This is a genomic window from Brenneria izbisi (assembly GCF_025840185.1).
Classification (GTDB): domain Bacteria; phylum Pseudomonadota; class Gammaproteobacteria; order Enterobacterales; family Enterobacteriaceae; genus Brenneria; species Brenneria izbisi.
The window spans coordinates 44,598-62,630 of record NZ_JAMPJU010000011.1; the positions used below are offsets into that span (position 1 = coordinate 44,598).

General features: G+C 53.1%; 14 protein-coding genes. 9 read left to right on the forward strand and 5 right to left on the reverse strand.

The features are described from left to right. Nucleotides 1-88 precede the first annotated feature (88 nt). Both NC856_RS13750 and lrp read right to left on the reverse strand, forming a co-directional pair. A complete protein-coding gene (locus tag NC856_RS13750) occupies nucleotides 89-3,289 on the reverse strand; it encodes a DNA translocase FtsK 4TM domain-containing protein (protein WP_264090993.1) in 3,201 nt (1,066 codons plus the stop codon). Between the two features lie 116 nt (nucleotides 3,290-3,405). Next, nucleotides 3,406-3,900, reverse strand: coding sequence for a leucine-responsive transcriptional regulator Lrp (gene lrp, locus NC856_RS13755; protein ID WP_113868243.1), 495 nt, complete (start codon nucleotides 3,898-3,900; stop codon nucleotides 3,406-3,408). 175 nt (nucleotides 3,901-4,075) lie between these two features. Between lrp and NC856_RS13760 the strand changes: the two genes are divergently transcribed. From NC856_RS13760 to infA, 6 genes are all read left to right on the forward strand, one after another. Beyond that, on the forward strand, nucleotides 4,076-4,342 hold the full coding sequence (locus NC856_RS13760) for a hypothetical protein (protein ID WP_264090994.1): 267 nt from the start codon (nucleotides 4,076-4,078) through the stop codon (nucleotides 4,340-4,342). An 85-nt stretch (nucleotides 4,343-4,427) separates the two neighbouring features. Continuing rightward, complete coding sequence (gene trxB / locus NC856_RS13765) at nucleotides 4,428-5,390, forward strand: thioredoxin-disulfide reductase (protein WP_264090995.1); 963 nt, start codon at nucleotides 4,428-4,430, stop codon at nucleotides 5,388-5,390. Nucleotides 5,391-5,630: 240 nt separating this feature from the next. Continuing rightward, nucleotides 5,631-7,397: a heme ABC transporter permease/ATP-binding protein CydD gene (cydD, locus tag NC856_RS13770; protein WP_264090996.1), complete on the forward strand. Its 1,767-nt coding sequence runs from the start codon at nucleotides 5,631-5,633 to the stop codon at nucleotides 7,395-7,397. A 1-nt stretch (nucleotide 7,398) separates the two neighbouring features. Continuing rightward, nucleotides 7,399-9,165, forward strand: a complete 1,767-nt coding sequence (cydC, locus tag NC856_RS13775; protein WP_264090997.1) for a heme ABC transporter ATP-binding protein/permease CydC — start codon at nucleotides 7,399-7,401, stop codon at nucleotides 9,163-9,165. 4 nt (nucleotides 9,166-9,169) lie between these two features. Further along, on the forward strand, nucleotides 9,170-9,874 hold the full coding sequence (aat, locus tag NC856_RS13780) for a leucyl/phenylalanyl-tRNA--protein transferase (RefSeq protein ID WP_264090998.1): 705 nt from the start codon (nucleotides 9,170-9,172) through the stop codon (nucleotides 9,872-9,874). Nucleotides 9,875-9,990: 116 nt separating this feature from the next. Further along, nucleotides 9,991-10,209 carry a translation initiation factor IF-1 gene (gene infA, locus NC856_RS13785; protein ID WP_002211347.1) on the forward strand — a complete coding sequence of 73 codons (219 nt, stop codon included), beginning with the start codon at nucleotides 9,991-9,993 and terminating at the stop codon, nucleotides 10,207-10,209. A gap of 221 nt (nucleotides 10,210-10,430) precedes the next feature. Here the strand turns inward: infA and clpA are convergent, their stop codons facing one another. Further along, on the reverse strand, nucleotides 10,431-12,707 hold the full coding sequence (gene clpA, locus NC856_RS13790) for an ATP-dependent Clp protease ATP-binding subunit ClpA (RefSeq protein ID WP_264090999.1): 2,277 nt from the start codon (nucleotides 12,705-12,707) through the stop codon (nucleotides 10,431-10,433). 29 nt (nucleotides 12,708-12,736) lie between these two features. Further along, nucleotides 12,737-13,057 carry an ATP-dependent Clp protease adapter ClpS gene (clpS, locus tag NC856_RS13795; RefSeq protein ID WP_264091000.1) on the reverse strand — a complete coding sequence of 107 codons (321 nt, stop codon included), beginning with the start codon at nucleotides 13,055-13,057 and terminating at the stop codon, nucleotides 12,737-12,739. A 353-nt stretch (nucleotides 13,058-13,410) separates the two neighbouring features. On the opposite strand from clpS, the gene cspD reads away from it, so the two are divergent. Then, the gene (gene cspD / locus NC856_RS13800) at nucleotides 13,411-13,632 is read left to right on the forward strand and encodes a cold shock-like protein CspD (RefSeq protein WP_264091001.1); all 222 of its coding nucleotides are present in this window, start codon (nucleotides 13,411-13,413) and stop codon (nucleotides 13,630-13,632) included. A 109-nt stretch (nucleotides 13,633-13,741) separates the two neighbouring features. Here the strand turns inward: cspD and NC856_RS13805 are convergent, their stop codons facing one another. Beyond that, a complete protein-coding gene (locus NC856_RS13805) occupies nucleotides 13,742-15,403 on the reverse strand; it encodes an ATP-dependent endonuclease (RefSeq protein WP_264091002.1) in 1,662 nt (553 codons plus the stop codon). Nucleotides 15,404-15,576: 173 nt separating this feature from the next. Here NC856_RS13805 and NC856_RS13810 point away from each other — a divergent pair, with 173 nt between their 5' ends. Both NC856_RS13810 and NC856_RS13815 read left to right on the forward strand, forming a co-directional pair. Further along, nucleotides 15,577-16,476: a lysine exporter LysO family protein gene (locus tag NC856_RS13810; RefSeq protein ID WP_264091079.1), complete on the forward strand. Its 900-nt coding sequence runs from the start codon at nucleotides 15,577-15,579 to the stop codon at nucleotides 16,474-16,476. 121 nt (nucleotides 16,477-16,597) lie between these two features. Beyond that, nucleotides 16,598-18,031 (forward strand): SDR family oxidoreductase, encoded by a 1,434-nt coding sequence (locus tag NC856_RS13815; protein ID WP_264091003.1) that lies wholly within the window; start codon nucleotides 16,598-16,600, stop codon nucleotides 18,029-18,031. The last annotated feature ends 2 nt before the right edge of the window (nucleotides 18,032-18,033 follow it).

Here is an 18,033-nt window from a genome sequence, read left to right on the forward strand (position 1 = left end):
GCGACTCGGGCTGTGATAGGCGAATTGTCTGCTAATTGCGGCTTTTACGCTTCTTTGCATTAAGGGCTGCAACCGCAGCCCTTATGCTTTACTCCATCGGCGGAGGCGCTAATACTTCACGGTTGCCATTGTGACCCGGCGAACTGACAATCCCTTGCGATTCCATCTGTTCGACGATACGTGCGGCGCGGTTATAACCTATGCGAAACTGGCGCTGCACGCCGGAAATAGACGCTCTGCGTTTCTCCACCACGAACGCGACAGCCTGATCAAACAGCGGATCCAGTTCTTCATCCCCATCCAGGCCCAGGCTGCCGCCTTCACCTTCATCACCGCCGCTGACGATATTATCAATATATTGGGGCCGTCCGCGGGCTTTCCAATCCTGAACCACCGCATGTACTTCCTGATCGCGGACAAAAGCGCCGTGAACGCGAACTGGAATCGATGAGTTGGGCGCCATATAAAGCATATCGCCCATGCCCAGTAAGGATTCGGCGCCGCCCTGATCGAGAATGGTGCGCGAGTCAATCTTGCTTGATACGGTAAAGGCGATACGCGTTGGGATATTCGCTTTGATAAGGCCGGTAATCACATCAACCGAAGGCCGCTGCGTCGCCAGCACCAGATGAATACCCGCTGCGCGTGCCTTCTGTGCTAACCGGGCGATCAGTTCTTCAACCTTTTTGCCTACCGCCATCATCAGATCGGCGAACTCATCGACCATCACCACGATATACGGCAGTTTTTCCAGTACCGGCGGCGTCATATCCATGCTATCGCCCGGTTTCCAGAAAGGATCGGGGATCGGTCGTCCCATGGCATCCGCTTCCCTGACCCGCTCGTTATAGCCTGACAGATTACGCACGCCCAACGCCGACATCAGTTTGTAACGTCGTTCCATCTCGCCCACACACCAGCGCAATGCATTGGCGGCGTCTTTCATGTCCGTCACCACTTCCGTCAGCAAATGAGGAATTCCTTCGTAAACAGAGAGTTCCAGCATTTTCGGGTCGATCATGATAAAGCGTACATCTTCCGGCGTCGCTTTGTACAGCATACTGATGATCATCGCGTTGACGCCCACAGATTTACCGGAACCCGTTGTACCGGCCACCAGCAAATGCGGCATTTTCGCGAGATCGGCCACTACCGGCTCCCCGGCAATGTCTTTACCCAGCACGATGGTCAGCGGCGACGGGTTATCACGAAAGCGCGCGCAATCCAGCACTTCTCGCAGATAAACCGTTTGACGATGCTGGTTCGGTAATTCCAGGCCGACAAAGGTTTTTCCCGGAATCACTTCGACAATACGCACCGCCACCACCGACAGGGAGCGAGCCAAATCGCGGGATAAATTGGAGATCCGTGCCGCTTTAACGCCTGGCGCCAGATCCAGTTCGTAGCGAGTAATCACCGGTCCGGGATAGTGATCGACGACATCGGCTTTTACCCGAAAATCCGCCAGCCGTGCTTCAATCAGACGGGCAGTTTGTACCAACGCAAAATTATCCACCGGCGCTTCGCTGGCGGGTGGTGGCGTCAACAAATCCAGAGTTGGCAGAGGCGTAGTCGGCTTTTGCAATGGCTGCTCGTTACGCATCAGGAAAGGATGAATCAGGCTATCCATAATAGACTGACGGGCTGACGCCGGTTCTTCCTGCGCCGCCGGATAGGTCTCGCCATTGTCTCCCGCGATAACGTCACGCTCAACTTGCGCTGGCGGCGCATCATGATGCGGTTGAACAGACTGCGTGAACGGCGGCTCATCCGCCACAGACGCGTCTGCCTGACCATAGCGGCTATGCTGCTGAGCGGCGAAATCTTTAGCTAATTGAGCCTGCAACAAGACATCATCATCGTCTTGCGGCTGAGGATAATCCTCGCCATAGCGCTGACGTTGCTGTTCGAAATATTGCCGCTGCAACGCCGCTTCCTGCATCGCGATATCATCCTGATCATTCGCATATCCGCTGCCGGCCTGAGCATTATCTTGCTGGGTATTCTCTTGCCGGGCATTCTGCGATTGCGCCAACCTCGCCTGCTCTTCCGCCAATCGCTGCGACGGCAATTTGATTCCGTAGGACGCCAGTTCACGACGAGTCGGGATACGAACCGGATTCGGACGCGGCAGTTCCGGGCCGTCGCCTTGTTTTACCTGCGGATTCTCATCCTCCGGGGCGCTGAAAGCCGGCGTAAAAGTCGTATTTGCCTGGTATGCGCCGTCGCCTGCCGCCATAACCGCTTGCGATTGCGCCAAAGCGGGCCGTTGCTCATCGGGCGGGATAGCCAGCGGCTGAGTGACTGGCGGATTATTTTTATCCCCGTAAGGCGCATATGCATCCGCACGATCATGATGATCTTCCGCCGCCGAAGGCAATTCAAACGAATATAACGGCGGGTTCATTGACGGTGCGACGTCGATCTTCTGCTGCGTCGCGAGTTGTTGCTCTGTTGCCGGCGCAACCGACGATTGCGATGCGGCAACCGGTTCAGCCGCAGGATTCATATCCGTGGCGGCATTTTCAGACTCACGCTTTTCCGCCGATGCCACAGTCAGGGCTTTCGTAACCGACGGGGCGGAAAAAAGCACATCATCATCATCGGTATGGGTTGGGGAAGTTGCCGTTAGTTGCCCGGCAGACGCTGATTCGAGCATCTCATCATCACGACGCGAACGGTTAGACAGAAAGGTCAAACAGCCCAAAACGCCAGCTCCGATTTTTTCCGCTATCGTCAACCACGACCAGCCGGTAAACAGCGTCAACCCTGCCGCCCAGACGCACAAAAGGATCAAGGTCGCGCCCATGCTGTTAAATCGGGGGATCATGGAACTGCCCAGCAAGCTTCCCAATACCCCGCCGGAAGCAAAATAGTAGAGATCATCCACATTCAACGCGGCCAAACCGCAAGACGTGAGAATCAGCGCCAGCGCGCCAATCAAACGCAGAGAAAAAGTGAAGTAATCAACGGCATTCTGATTGTCGCGATGGCGGAACGCCACCCAGCACAGCGATAACATAACGGGGGGAATGGCATAAGCCAGCACGCCGAAAATGAAAAACAGCGTATCGGCCAGCCAAGCGCCCGCGACGCCGCCAAAGTTATGAATCGGCTCATGCCACGCGGTTTGTGACCAACTGGGATCGGAAGGACTGAAGCTGAGTAATGCGACACCAAGATAAACAGCAAAAAGCGCCACTACGATCAAAATCGCTTCAAGCAAACGTCGGGTACCACTGAGTTTTTTCAGGGTGATATCTTTATCTTCTGTATATTCCTGGCTCAAGCGTTTCTCCAGGGGCCTGTAAAGGTTTATGACAAAGCGCCGAGAAAAACCCGGCGCTGAAACTGTATAAATTCACAGGAGTGTAGCTGAATTTATCGGGGTTTGCACCCATGCATTTATCGTGTCTTAATGACCAAACGATTGCTTTGCTTAACTTCTTCCATCACCACATAGGTTCGAGTATCGTTCACACCCGGCAGGCGCAGCAACGTCTCTCCCAGCAGTTTACGGTAAGCGGACATATCCGGCACCCGCGTTTTCAACAGATAGTCAAAATCGCCGGAAACCAGATGACACTCCTGAATTTCCTCCAGCTTTTGCACCGCCGTATTGAACTGCTCAAAAACATCCGGCGCGCCACGATTCAGCGTGATTTCAACAAAAACCAACAGCGAGGCATCCAGATAATGCGGATTCAGCAACGCTGTGTACCCATTAATAAAACCCTGCCTTTCCAGACGGCGCACACGCTCCAGACAAGGTGTTGGAGATAGCCCAACCCGCTTGGAAAGTTCGACATTGGAAATACGTCCATCTTTTTGTAATTCGTTCAGGATGTTGCGATCAATACGATCGAGATCTTTTCCTGGTCGCTTTTTAATGTCTACCATTATTATTGTCTCTCTCCACTTTTCCCTGCACCTGCTGCACTCCGACAGACGTCAATGCTTCAGAGCCGCCCTTAAGAAGATCCGCGATCTATTCTGTATATCAAAAGCCATTATCTATTTGTGCTAATCCCGTCGCCGTTCTGCCCGTTTGGTCAACCCGGACCAGACAAAAACGATGTTTCCATGGCGTAAAAACCAACCGAAACGCACTGAACAAAAAGCCGAGCTTTTAACTATTCATATACAAAAAATTTCCTCTTACCCAGATGTTTTCGCAAAAGCCCAGCCGATTGTCAAAGTAAAACAACTAAAATCAGAAGAAAGTACCAGTGAAGATAAGATAATGCGCCCTCAGATCCGTCTTCCAGTCATTTTACTTATGAATATGGCTGATCTATCAGCAGATTATCTCTCTGATAGCCATCAGCAATTAAACAAATAGCTAACAACCTTTCCTCATACTTTTTTTACTCTGGTAATTTCCTTACAATCATCGCCATTGTCCGTCATCGTAAAATGAGGAACGCATGAGTACCGTTAAACACCACAAGCTATTGATCCTGGGTTCAGGCCCGGCCGGATATACCGCCGCGGTTTATGCCGCTCGCGCCAACCTCAAGCCGGTATTGATCACTGGGATGGAGAAAGGCGGCCAGTTGACGACCACCACTGAAGTGGAAAACTGGCCGGGTGACGCAGACGATTTAACCGGTCCTCTGCTGATGGAGCGTATGCACGCCCACGCTGAAAAATTCCATACCGAGATTGTGTTCGATCATATCCAGCGCGTTGACCTGCAAACCCGCCCGTTCCGTTTGTTCGGCGATAGCGATGAATACAGCTGTGATGCCTTGATTATCGCCACGGGCGCATCCGCACGCTACCTGGGACTTCCTTCAGAAGAGGCGTTCAAAGGTAAAGGTGTTTCAGCCTGCGCGACTTGTGATGGTTTCTTCTATCGCGGTCAGAAAGTGGCGGTGGTTGGCGGCGGGAATACGGCGGTTGAGGAAGCGCTCTATTTATCCAACATTGCGGCTGAAGTGCATTTGATCCACCGCCGCGATAGCTTTCGATCAGAAAAAATCCTGATTGATCGGCTGATGGATAAGGTGACAAACGGCAATATCGTTCTTCATACCAACCGCACGCTGGAAGAGGTTCTCGGCGACAACATGGGGGTGACCGGCGTCCGTCTACGCGATACCAATAGTGATGCGACCGAGGAACTGGAACTGGCCGGCGTCTTTATCGCTATCGGCCATAGCCCCAACACCGCGGTATTCGGCGATCAGCTTGAACTGGAAAACGGCTATATAAAGGTACAGTCCGGCATTCATGGCAACGCGACCCAAACCAGCATTCCCGGCGTCTTCGCCGCCGGTGACGTGATGGATCATATCTATCGTCAGGCGATTACCTCTGCGGGAACCGGCTGCATGGCCGCCCTGGACGCAGAACGTTATCTGGATGGTTTAACGCCCGCAAAATAGTGCGCATCCGCGGCATCCGGGGAGGATTTTTCTTTCCCGGATGTATTTTTCTTTTTCCTTTGTCATCACGCAAAAATTGATCATTTCACCTATTTTACGCTTCCTTTTGATTTGCAGCCCGCGATTGGCGAGGTAACATGACCGCACTCTGAGTGTCAGTGGCTGAACTTGTTAAATAACGGTTATATAAGCGTTATTTTCCATTAACACTCTCCCCGCAACATGATGACCTGGTGCCTGATGAAAAAAACCAGACAACAAGAACTGACCCATTGGCTTCGGCAACAAAGCAAACTGGCGCAGCGTTGGTTACGCTTTTCACTTTTACTCGGTTTTCTCAGTGGCGTATTAATCGTCGTGCAAGCCTGGTTACTGGCTAGCTTGCTCCAGGCGTTGATTATCGACCACACGCCCCGCGAGTCACTGCTTTCTTCTTTTTTACTGCTCGGCGCCACCTTTGTACTCCGGGCGCTTAACAACCTGTTGCGTGAGCGCGTCGGTTTTATGTGCGGTCAAGCCGTACGCCAGCAAATCCGCAAGCTGGTGTTGGACAGATTACAACAGTTGGGGCCTGCCTGGGTGCGGGGTAAACCCGCCGGAAGCTGGGCGACCATGATTCTGGAACAGGTTGAAGATATGCAGGATTACTATTCCCGCTATCTTCCGCAAATGTATCTGGCCGCCTTGATACCGGTGCTTATTCTGATCGCCATTTTTCCCATCAACTGGGCTGCCGGTTTAATTCTTCTACTCACTGCCCCGCTGATCCCGCTGTTCATGGCGCTGGTCGGTATGGGCGCGGCGGACGCCAACCGGCGTAACTTCCAGGCGCTGGCCCGGTTGAGCGGTCATTTCCTTGACCGTCTGCGCGGATTGGAAACACTGCGATTGTTTAATCGTGGCCGAGCGGAAATCGATCACATCAGCAATGCCTCGGAAGAATTTCGCCGCCGGACAATGGAAGTGTTGCGTATGGCTTTTCTCTCTTCAGGCGTTCTGGAGTTTTTCGCCTCTATTTCTATTGCAGTGGTCGCCGTTTATTTTGGCTTCTCCTATCTGGGTGAACTGAATTTCGGTCACTACGGCGCGGGCGTTACGCTCTTTGCCGGTTTTCTGGTGTTGATTCTGGCGCCGGAGTTTTTCCAGCCGTTACGCGATTTGGGGACGTTCTACCACGCGAAGGCGCAGGCGGTGGGCGCCGCCGAATCGTTGGTGACCTTTCTGACGTCGGAAGGAGAAACCGTCGGATTCGGCGAGCAGACATTCCCTGATCAGGGGCCGATTGAGATTCGCGCCAGCGATCTGGTGGTGTTGGCGCCAACCGGCGCGCCATTGACTCAACCGCTGACCTTTACGATAGAAGCCGGCAAACGCATTGCGCTGGTGGGCATAAGCGGGGCGGGGAAAAGCTCGCTTCTGAACGTATTGCTGGGCTTCCTACCCTATCGCGGCTCGCTCTCCGTTAACGGCATCGAACTGAATACATTGTCCCCGGATGCATGGCGTAGACAATTAAGCTGGGTCGGACAAAATCCCCACCTGCCGGAGCAGACGCTGCGTGAGAATATCCTGCTGGGCAAGCCGCAAGCAACCGATGAAGAGTTACAGCAGGCCATTGAACGTGCCTATGTGCATGAGTTCATTCCACAACTGCCGCAAGGATTGGAAACGATTATCGGCGATAACGCCGCCCGCCTTTCGGTTGGTCAGGCACAGCGCGTCGCGGTGGCCCGCGCGCTGATAAAACCCTGCGCCCTCTTATTGCTTGATGAACCGAGCGCCAGTCTGGATGCTCACAGCGAACAGCGGGTGATGAGCGCCTTAAGTGATGCGTCTGACCACCAGACCACTCTGCTGGTGACCCATCAGTTAAATGACACCATTCATTACGATGCTATCTGGGTAATGGATAATGGCCGCCTGATTCAGCAGGGCGATTATCCGTCACTGAGTAACCAATCAGGCCCTTTTGCCGATCTGATGGCGCAACGACAGGGAGATCTGTGATATGTCCCGTAAAACCGAATATCGAACCACCAGACAGATTTTAAAACCCTTTCTGGCCCTCTATGGTCGCCACTTCTGGCGGTTAACTCTGGGCATTCTATTAGCGATTGTCACCCTGCTGGCAAGCATCGGGTTACTTGCCCTGTCCGGCTGGTTTCTGGCGGGAGCGGCGCTGGCAGGCGTCGCTGGGCTTTATACGTTCAACTATATGTTGCCGGCGGCAGGCGTGCGCGGGGCGGCGATTACCCGAACAGCGGGACGTTACGCCGAAAGACTTGTCAGCCACGATGCCACATTTCGCGTATTGCAACGTCTGCGCGTCTTTACCTTCTCCCGCATCCTGCCGTTGTCGCCAGGTGGGATCGCTCGTTTCCGTCAGGCTGAATTGCTGAATCGACTGGTGGCCGATGTCGATACGCTTGATCATTTATATCTGCGCGTCATTTCCCCGCTGGTGAGTGCGCTGCTGGTCATTCTCCTCGTGTCCTACGGACTCAGTTGGCTGGACGCTTCGCTGGCGCTGACATTATGCGCCATTACGCTGGTCCTGTTGCTGACGCTGCCGGTGGTGTTTTACCAGGCAGGAAAAACCATCGGACAGGATTTAACCGGGCTGCGCGCGCAATACCGTATTCAATTGACGACCTGGCTGCAAGGACAGGCCGAGTTGACGGTATTCGGCGCATTGTCCACCTTCCGCCAGCAATTGGCGCGATTGGAAAGCCAGTGGTTACGCCGTCAACAGCAACAGACCCATTTAACGGGATTGTCGCAGGCGCTCATGATCCTGTGTAGCGGATTAACCGTCACGCTTATCCTCTGGCTGGCGGCTGGCGGCGTAGGCGGCGATCCCCAACCAGGCGCCTTGATCGCGCTGTTTGTTTTTGCTTCGCTGGCCGTTTTCGAGGCGCTGGCTCCGGTTGCTGGCGCTTTTCAGCATATGGGGCAGGTTATCGCCTCCGCCGCCCGCGTCGATCAAATCATCCGGCAAACGCCGCTGGTGACATTCCCGGCGCAGGGGCCGTCTGCTGGCGCCGAGGCGTCGCTGGCGTTACATCAGGTCGGCTTTACCTATCCTGAACAGTCGACGCCGATGTTGGAAGGCATCACACTGAATATACGCGCGGGCGAGCACATCGCTCTGCTTGGCCGCACCGGGTGCGGTAAATCCACGCTGTTGCAACTCATTACCCGTGCGTGGGACTGTCAAGAAGGCGAAATCAGGTTAAACGGCCAACCGCTTTCCGCCTGGGCGGAAGATGAATTGCGCGCCATGATGAGCGTCGTCCCTCAACGGGTACATATTTTCAGCGCTACGCTGCGCAACAACCTGCTACTCGCCGCGCCAGGCGCGAGTGACGAGCGGCTTGTCGCCGTGTTACAACAAGTCGGTCTGGATAAATTGCTGGAAAACGAGGGGCTGAATAGCTGGTTTGGCGAAGGCGGACGCCAGCTTTCCGGCGGAGAACAGCGCCGTATCGGGCTGGCGCGAGCGTTATTGCACGCCGCGCCGTTGGTGCTGCTGGATGAACCGACTGAAGGTTTGGATGCCGAAACCGAACGACGTATTTTACGGCTACTGCGTCAGCAGTGCGCGGGAAAAACATTGATTGTGATTACTCATCGTCTGCATGAACTTGAATCGATGGATCGCATTTGTGTGATGGATGGCGGAAAAATCATCGAGGACGGTCATCATCATTCTCTGATGACGCAGCAAGGGCGCTACTGGCAATTTCGTCAGCGCATTGATACTCATCAGGTTTAATATTATGCGTCTGTATCAGCTTTCTTCTGACTCATTATATTTTCCCGACCCGGCTGACGCGCTGGAGGAACCCAACGGACTATTGGCATATGGCGGGGATCTCACGCCTGCCCGGTTGAAAATGGCTTATCGGCAAGGTATTTTTCCCTGGTACTCTCCCGGCGACCCTATTTTATGGTGGTCGCCCAATCCTCGCGCCGTTTTATTTCCTGCTGGCTTGCATATCAGCCGCAGCATGAAGAAATTCCTGAGAAAACATGACTTTACGGTCACGATAAATCATGCGTTCGACGAGGTTATCACGGCCTGCGCTAGCGAACATGCCGGTGGAACCTGGATTACCCCGGAAATTATCGCGGCTTATGGCGCACTGCATAAGTCAGGACAAGCACATTCCGTCGAAGTGTGGCAGAATAGCGCGCTGATTGGTGGACTATACGGTCTCGCGCAGGGCAGTTTGTTTTGCGGGGAATCGATGTTCAGCCGTGCAGATAATGCCTCTAAGTATGCGTTACTGACATTTCAGCAACATTTTATCCATCACGGCGGCGTACTGATTGATTGCCAGGTACTGAATTCACATACCGCCTCACTGGGCGTGTGTGAAATAGCCCGTGAACGTTTTTTGCAATTTCTTTTTCAGCTACAGGCTATCCCGGTAGATGACCGTTGTTGGTTGCCGCAAACGCTGGCTGAACCGACACAATAACGTTGATACGTCGTTCGTAAATACGACTTAGCTTATGAACGCTTCTTTACATAATGTAGGTTTTTCGGCATTATCTTGCCGGTTAAAAACAAAGGTAGTTAGACCTAGAGGATTCGATGGCCAAAGAAGACAATATTGAAATGCAAGGCACCGTGCTTGATACGCTGCCCAATACCATGTTCCGCGTTGAATTGGAAAACGGGCACGTGGTTACCGCTCATATCTCCGGTAAAATGCGTAAAAACTATATCCGCATCCTGACGGGTGACAAAGTTACTGTAGAACTGACCCCCTACGACCTGAGCAAAGGCCGCATTGTCTTCCGCAGCCGTTAACCGGTTCGCCCATCGCTGATAGTAGCGATCTCCGAGGATGTTTTACCTCTCCGCCCTTTCCGTTTTCGGCAGGGGCTTTTGTGTTTGCACACCCATTCGCGATTAAAATATTCGCCATCAGTCATTAAAAAAGGTGATGCCGGAGCATCACCTTTTTAGTTACTCTAATCAGTTAGTTACTCACAACCGCGTTTACCGTGCGATCCGCTCCCGCTTCATGCTTAGTGAACGGCGCCTTCCGCTTTACGCTTCTGCGCACTGAGGAAACCGTAAGTCAGTTGCTGAGTCGCTTTATCCAGTTCAACAGTCACAGAGCCGCCATCGACCAACGCGCCGAACAGCAGTTCATTCGCCAACGGTTTCTTGAGATTTTCTTGCATGACGCGGGCCATCGGGCGGGCGCCCATAGCTTTGTCGTAGCCTTTCTCCGCCAGCCAATTACGCGCGTCATCACTGACTTCCAGCGAAACGCCTTTCGCATCCAGTTGCGCTTGCAGTTCGACAATGAATTTATCCACCACCTGCTGAATCACTTCAGGGGACAGATGGTTGAACCAGATAATCCCATCAAGACGGTTACGGAATTCCGGCGTAAATACTTTCTTAATCTCTTCCATCGCATCGCTGCTGTTATCCTGATGAATAATCCCGATGGATTTACGCTGCGTTTCCCGCACACCGGCATTCGTGGTCATGACCACGATAACATTGCGGAAATCGGCCTTGCGTCCGTTATTATCCGTCAATGTACCGTTATCCATAACCTGCAAGAGCAGATTGAATACGTCTGGATGCGCTTTTTCGATCTCATCAAGCAGCAGCACGGCATGCGGATGTTTGATCACCGCATCCGTCAGCAACCCACCCTGATCGTAACCCACGTATCCCGGCGGCGCGCCAATCAGACGGCTGACAGTATGGCGCTCCATATATTCAGACATATCAAAACGCAGCAGTTCGATATCCAGCGCTTTGGCCAACTGCAAGGTCACTTCCGTTTTACCCACGCCTGTCGGACCGGCAAACAGGAAAGAGCCGACCGGTTTACGCTCATGACCTAATCCTGCACGACTCATCTTGATGGATTCAGACAGCGCCTCAATCGCTTTATCCTGACCGAACACCAACATTTTCAGACGATCGCTCAGGTTTTTCAGCACATCGCGATCGCTGGCCGATACGGTTTTTTCTGGAATGCGGGCAATGCGCGCGACCACCGATTCGATATCCGCCACATTGACCGTTTTCTTACGCTTGCTGATCGGCAGCAAACGGCTGCGCGCCCCCGCTTCATCGATGACATCAATCGCCTTGTCCGGCAAATGACGATCATTGATGTATTTCACCGCCAGTTCAACCGCCGCGCGCACCGCTTTCGCCGTATAACGCACATCATGGTGAGCTTCATATTTCGGTTTCAGGCCGTTAATAATCTGTACGGTTTCTTCCACGCTGGGTTCAGTGATATCGATTTTCTGGAAACGACGCGCCAGCGCCCGATCCTTTTCAAAGATATTGCTGAATTCCTGATAGGTGGTTGAACCGATGACACGGATCTTGCCGCTGGAGAGCAGCGGCTTTATCAGATTAGCGGCATCCACCTGACCGCCGGACGCCGCGCCTGCGCCGATGATGGTATGGATTTCATCAATGAACAGAATGCTGTTTTTATCCTGCTCAAGCTGTTTCAGCAGCGCTTTGAAACGTTTTTCAAAATCACCGCGATATTTCGTCCCGGCCAGCAGGGAGCCGATGTCAAGCGAGTACAAGGTGGCGTCCGCCATAACGTCAGGGACATCGCCCTGCACAATCCGCCATGCCAGACCTTCCGCAATCGCTGTCTTGCCGACGCCGGATTCCCCCACCAGCAACGGATTGTTCTTACGACGACGGCACAGCACCTGAATGGTTCTCTCCAGTTCCCGCTCCCGGCCAATAAGGGGATCGATGCCGCCAACGCGGGCAAGCTGATTCAGATTGGTGGTGAAGTTTTCCATACGGTCTTCCCCTGCGGTCTGTTCTTCATTGACAGGGTTATCCGGGATTGGCGACTGCCCGGATTCTTCTTTGCGCGTGCCGTGTGAAATAAAGTTCACCACGTCGAGACGGCTGACATCATGTTTGCGCAGCAGATAGGCCGCTTGGGACTCCTGCTCGCTGAAAATGGCGACCAGCACGTTCGCCCCGGACACTTCGCTGCGCCCTGATGACTGAACGTGAAACACCGCACGCTGTAACACGCGTTGAAAACTGAGCGTTGGTTGGGTTTCACGCTCTTCATCATTCTGCGGTAATGTCGGCGTGGTTTGTTCGATAAAAGCCTCAAGCTCCTGGCGCAACGCAGCCAAATCTACCGTGCAGGCTTCCAATGCTTCACGTGCGGCCGGATTACTGAGCAGAGCCAACAGCAAATGCTCCACGGTCATAAACTCGTGTCGGTGCTCACGCGCTCTGGCGAAAGCCATGTTGAGACTGAGTTCCAGTTCTTGATTGAGCATAGGCACCTCCCCCAATAAATTGCCTGACTTCAGGCTTTTTCCAGCGTACAGAGCAACGGGTGCTCATTTTCTCTGGCATAACGATTGACTTGTACAACTTTGGTCTCAGCCACTTCAGCGCTGAATACGCCGCAAATCGCCCTTCCCTGATAATGAACAGTCAGCATCAGTTGCGTCGCACGTTCAATATCATAAGAAAAGAACTTTTGCAGAACGTCAATAACAAATTCCATCGGTGTATAATCATCATTGTTTAACAACACTTTATACATCGATGGAGGCTGTAGTTTTTCTTTGGATCGATCGGCAGTCTGCTGCTCCGACTGTGACCACGTACTGTTGTTTCCCATTCTCAGTCCAACGTCATCTCAATGGCATCATTTGTCACGGTATTGAGTATTTACAGTAGCACGTCTGGTTTTTATTTTACCATCCAGGTAATAAAATGGTGGTCGGAAAACATAAAATCAATCTCTGTTATCTCGCTTATTTACTGCGTCCTCCACAACCCGCATCGTCAATAGCGTTATCTGCATCAAATTTTCAAAAACTCCCCCGCGCCCTCAAAGGCGGATCGCTTGACGCCGGGATCGATTTCACTAAAGTGTACTGTTGAATTGATGAGGTTTTAATCAATTTGTATTCAAATTAACCAAACGTTCTCCTCTTACTTAAAAAACGCGCTTGCGAAGGATGTCGATGCATGGAGACAGGTACTGTTAAATGGTTCAATAATGCCAAAGGCTTTGGCTTTATCTGTCCTGAAGGCGGCGGCGAAGATATTTTTGCCCACTACTCAACAATTCAAATGGACGGATATCGGACACTAAAGGCCGGGCAGATTGTCAAGTTTGATGTTCACCAAGGACCAAAAGGTAATCACGCCAGTCTGATTGTGCCACTGGTAAGCGAAGCGGTTTCCTAACCCTTACCGCCATGCCCTGCAACAATTTCTGCCATCTGTTAGGGTAAGACAAAAATGCTGGTCACCTGCTGACCGGCATTTTTTATGACGCTACCGCCTTCGCGATCAGCTAATCCGCCCGGCCACGAGCCAGCCATAATACGCGGGAAAACATGCTGCGAATCAATGGCGGGATCGCGTCGCTTCCCCTGGCGGCGACTTCCATTGCCACTTCGATCGCCAAATCCGGTTTTGACGAGCGATGAATCGCCTTGACGATAATCTTGTGCATCGAGAGTGGCACTTTTTCCGGCAACTGCGCCGTGCGATGATAAACATGGCTGAAGCCCTCACGATACATGTAATGCTCCATGTCCAGCGCCGGCAGTATCGTCAGATGATCCCGCTCGCGGTCGCCATCGGCGGACAGCATGCTTCGCGCGGTGGCGGCATACTTTTTCCCGGCGTCATCGCCGTCCACCAGCACATGCCACTCGATGCCCATTCGTCGGGCGAATTTTACCAACGGCCTGAGTCCTGATTGGGCAAACTCGATCACCTTCACACCTTCCGCTGCAAAATGATGACCGCACACCCGCGCCAGTTCATTAAGCATCCAGACTTCCGTTTCCCCTTCCACCAACAACCAGCATCGGGCGAACAACGATGCCGGGCGGTTAAAGCGGATATGGAAAGCGATGCGGCGGCTGTCTTCCGCGCTCATCCCTTGCGGGCCGATGCGGAAGGTCGCCACGCGGGAAGATTCTCGCACCAGACGACATACCTGCTCCATCGGCACCAGGGACAACAATTCGCCGGAATTCGTGGTCGTGACTTTCTGTAGCGGCAATTGCATCAGTAGCCCCCACGCTACCGACAACATAATGGGATGTAATCGCGTTTCGGGATCTTCTATCAGCAAAAGAGGACGGGAATGCGCATCCAGCGCCACCGAACCTTTGGCCTGTAGCAGCGTGGAAAACAGTTCCAGCAAAATAATCCGCCGACTACGGCTATTCGGATCGGCAATCAGCCGGTTGATATTATCCAGCGAGCGCCAGGATTTCCCGTTATACGCTCGTTCCTGTCGATGATGACGCTCACTGGCGGCGGAACCCTGTTCCGAAAAATAGTGTTCCAGCAATTGCCGCATGGCAACCAGCCCCTGACGCAACTCTTTATCCGTCAGTTTCTGCGGATTCTGCGCCAGTTCGCGCATCAATTGCTCGAACTGCTGCGCCAGCTTTTCATTGCTGTTATCGATGGTCGCGGCGATAGAACCCGAACGTAATCGTCGGATAAAGCGGGCATCACGCAGACGCAGTACCGGATTGAGACGAATAACTTCTCGCGCCAACGCGTCGATGTCATGCAGTTGAATCGGGTTTCCTTGCGCATCAAGAAAACTGCGCCAGGTAAAGACGGCCTGACTTTCGTCCACCTCGCCTTCCAGCCGATAGAACATCCGGTACAGCGACGCGCTGCCTTCAACCCACACGCGTTTGAACGGACGATAACGCGGCGCAAGGTGGTGGCCGGGCGCATTTTCGCAGAAGGTAAAAATAACCTGCAAATGGCGTTCACGGCTGTTCTCATCACCTGGCTTAAAATAGAAATCCTGCAAATCGAAATGATAAAGGGGCAATGACGGGGCCAACAACAGCGACAGCGCATCAAGCAGGCTGGACTTTCCCCAGGCGTTCTCGCCAATCAACACCGTATTCTCATCCAGCGTTAACGACAGGCGATTAATCCCCCGGAATCCCAGTATCTCTATATTCTCCAGATACATCCGCCTCTCCTGTTTTCTTTTCGATGATACGGGCAAGATAACAAAACCATCTGTTGATGGAACAGATTTCCAGACAAGCCTTTACTCAACGTGATTAATTGTTTAATTTTAATAGATTATGTCTTATTCCCCGCCTGTTGCCCGCTTTTCTTTTTAAGGACCTCAATTCTGTGATGTATTCGGGATTATTAATTATTTTATTGCCACTGCTGTTTGGCTATCTGGTGCCTTTGCGCGCGAAAAAAGTACTACAGACAATCAATCAGCTACTTAGTTGGATGGTGTACGTCATTCTATTTTTAATGGGAATTAGCCTGGCTTTTCTGGACAATCTCAGCAGCAATCTGTTTCTGATTTTTCGTTACGCCGCCGTTTTCTTTGTGTGCATCATTGCCGCAAATGCCTTGTCGTTATGGTTGTGGGGAAAGCGTGATGTCTGGCCGGGGAAATTTCCCCAGGAAGCGCCGCCTTCCCGCCTGCATATGATTCTGGATTCGTTAAAGCTGTGTCTGGTGGTATTCGGCGGTTTTCTGCTGGGGTTGACGCAATGGCCTGGTTTGATCTATGCCAGTGAAGGCAGTGAATACGCGCTGATTCTGTTGTTGTTTTTAGTCGGAATACAGTTACGCAACAGCGGAATGACGCTACGCCAAATCGTGTTGAATCGGCGGGGAATGTCGATTGCGTTAGTTGTCGGCGTCAGCGCGCTGGCAGGCGGCTTACTCGCTGCCTGGGTGCTCGGCCTGCCGCTCAAAACCGGGCTGGCGATAGCATCCGGCTATGGCTGGTATTCGTTATCCGGCATTCTGCTGACCGACGCTTTAGGCCCGGTGATCGGCAGCGCGGCCTTTTTCAACGATCTGGCGCGCGAACTGTTAGCCATCATGTTGATTCCCGCCCTGACACGACGCAACCGCGCCTGTGCGCTTGGGCTATGCGGCGCGACGTCGATGGATTTCACATTGCCGGTCTTGCAACGCAGCGCCGGGGTCGATATGGTGCCGGCGGCCATTGTGCACGGTTTTCTATTGAGTTTGGTCGCGCCGATATTAATGGCGCTATTTTCCTCATAACTGGTTTTTCTCTTTTTATATCCGTCTTCCTATCGCGCTGCTGTTTTCCTGGTTCCCCGCTATAGTAAGAAATCGTAAATAATAAACCGTAGCGTTAAGTTTTTCAGGGAGTATAGCCGTCATGACATCACCCTCCGCCCCGATACTGATTCTGGGCGCCAGCGGCTACATTGGCCGCAGTTTATGCGAACGTTTCAGTCGGCAGGGACAACCGGTGATCGCCGCGGCACGTCATATTGCCGCCATTGACGCGCAGCACTGGCCGGGAGTCGAGTGTCGGCAGGTGGATTTGTGCCAGCCCAATACGCTGCCGGAAGGACTATGGGGCGCAGAAACGCTCTATTATCTGGTGCATAGTATGGGCGATGGCGAAAACTTCACCGCCAGAGAGCGTCTGGCCGCCTTGAATCTGTTGCTGGCGTTGCCCGCCAGCCGGGTAAAACAGATCATTTATCTCGGTGCGATCCAGGTGAAAGACGCTGGCACGCCACATTTGCAGGCGCGAAAAATCACCGGCGATATTCTGCGGCGCAGCGGTATTCCGGTAACAGAACTGCGCGCCGGGATTATCATCGGCGCTGGCTCCGCCGCTTTTGAGATCATGCGGGATATGGTGTACAACCTGCCAATTCTGACACCGCCACGCTGGGTGCGTTCCCGCTCCTCGCCGATTGCGCTGGAAAATCTGTTGGCGTATCTGACCGAAATCCGTCATCACCCGGCACGGGAACATCGCATCATGGATGCGGTAGGCCCGGAATATATCAGCTACCAGACCATGTTTGAGCGTTTTATCGCCATCAGCGGAAAACGTCGCTTATTGATCCCCGTACCGATACCAACGCACCGGGTTTCGGTGTGGTTTTTGCACCTGATTACGGCGGTCCCGCCGACGATTGCCCACGCGCTTATTCAGGGATTGAAACATGATCTTCAGGCGGACGGCGCGATGTTGCAGTCGTTGATCCCGCAAACGCTGCTCACCTTCGATCAAGCGGTGCGTTCTACGCTGCAAAGCGAAATGGAAAGCATCCAACGCGCCGATTGGGGTAACGATACGGAAGTACGCGCCCGCTGGAAACCGGATTATGGATTTTACCCCAGACAGGCGGGCCATACGCTCAGTACCCCGGCCTCCAGTCAGGCGCTGTGGCAGGTTATCCAACGCATCGGCGGCAAGGAGGGTTATTTCTATGCCAATATGCTGTGGCATTTACGCGCCAGACTGGACGATCTGTGTGGTAATGGGGTGACCTACGGACGACCGGATCGGCCTACGCTGGAAATCGGCGATAAAATTGATGGCTGGAAAGTGATCTCCATTAAACCGCAGCGACAGCTGGTGATGTTATTCGGCATGAAAGCGCCGGGGCTGGGGAAATTGACCTTCACCATTACCGACCAAGGCTCTCACCGCACGCTGGATGTCCGGGCGCGCTGGCATCCCGCCGGTTTAAACGGACTGATTTACTGGTTTTTGATGATGCCAGCCCATGTGTTTATTTTTCGGGGCATGGCCGCACGCATGACCAAACTGGCGGAAGTATCCGCCTGATG

Excerpts from the sequence above, each read along its gene's own strand:
- lrp (WP_113868243.1), bottom strand. The coding sequence starts at position 3,900 with ATGGTAGACATTAAAAAGCGACCAGGAAAAGATCTCGATCGTATTGAT.
- NC856_RS13760 (WP_264090994.1), top strand. The coding sequence starts at position 4,076 with ATGTTTCCATGGCGTAAAAACCAACCGAAACGCACTGAACAAAAAGCC.
- trxB (WP_264090995.1), top strand. The coding sequence starts at position 4,428 with ATGAGTACCGTTAAACACCACAAGCTATTGATCCTGGGTTCAGGCCCG.
- cydD (WP_264090996.1), top strand. The coding sequence starts at position 5,631 with ATGAAAAAAACCAGACAACAAGAACTGACCCATTGGCTTCGGCAACAA.
- cydC (WP_264090997.1), top strand. The coding sequence starts at position 7,399 with ATGTCCCGTAAAACCGAATATCGAACCACCAGACAGATTTTAAAACCC.
- aat (WP_264090998.1), top strand. The coding sequence starts at position 9,170 with ATGCGTCTGTATCAGCTTTCTTCTGACTCATTATATTTTCCCGACCCG.
- infA (WP_002211347.1), top strand. The coding sequence starts at position 9,991 with ATGGCCAAAGAAGACAATATTGAAATGCAAGGCACCGTGCTTGATACG.
- clpA (WP_264090999.1), bottom strand. The coding sequence starts at position 12,707 with ATGCTCAATCAAGAACTGGAACTCAGTCTCAACATGGCTTTCGCCAGA.
- clpS (WP_264091000.1), bottom strand. The coding sequence starts at position 13,057 with ATGGGAAACAACAGTACGTGGTCACAGTCGGAGCAGCAGACTGCCGAT.
- cspD (WP_264091001.1), top strand. The coding sequence starts at position 13,411 with ATGGAGACAGGTACTGTTAAATGGTTCAATAATGCCAAAGGCTTTGGC.
- NC856_RS13805 (WP_264091002.1), bottom strand. The coding sequence starts at position 15,403 with ATGTATCTGGAGAATATAGAGATACTGGGATTCCGGGGGATTAATCGC.
- NC856_RS13810 (WP_264091079.1), top strand. The coding sequence starts at position 15,577 with ATGTATTCGGGATTATTAATTATTTTATTGCCACTGCTGTTTGGCTAT.
- NC856_RS13815 (WP_264091003.1), top strand. The coding sequence starts at position 16,598 with ATGACATCACCCTCCGCCCCGATACTGATTCTGGGCGCCAGCGGCTAC.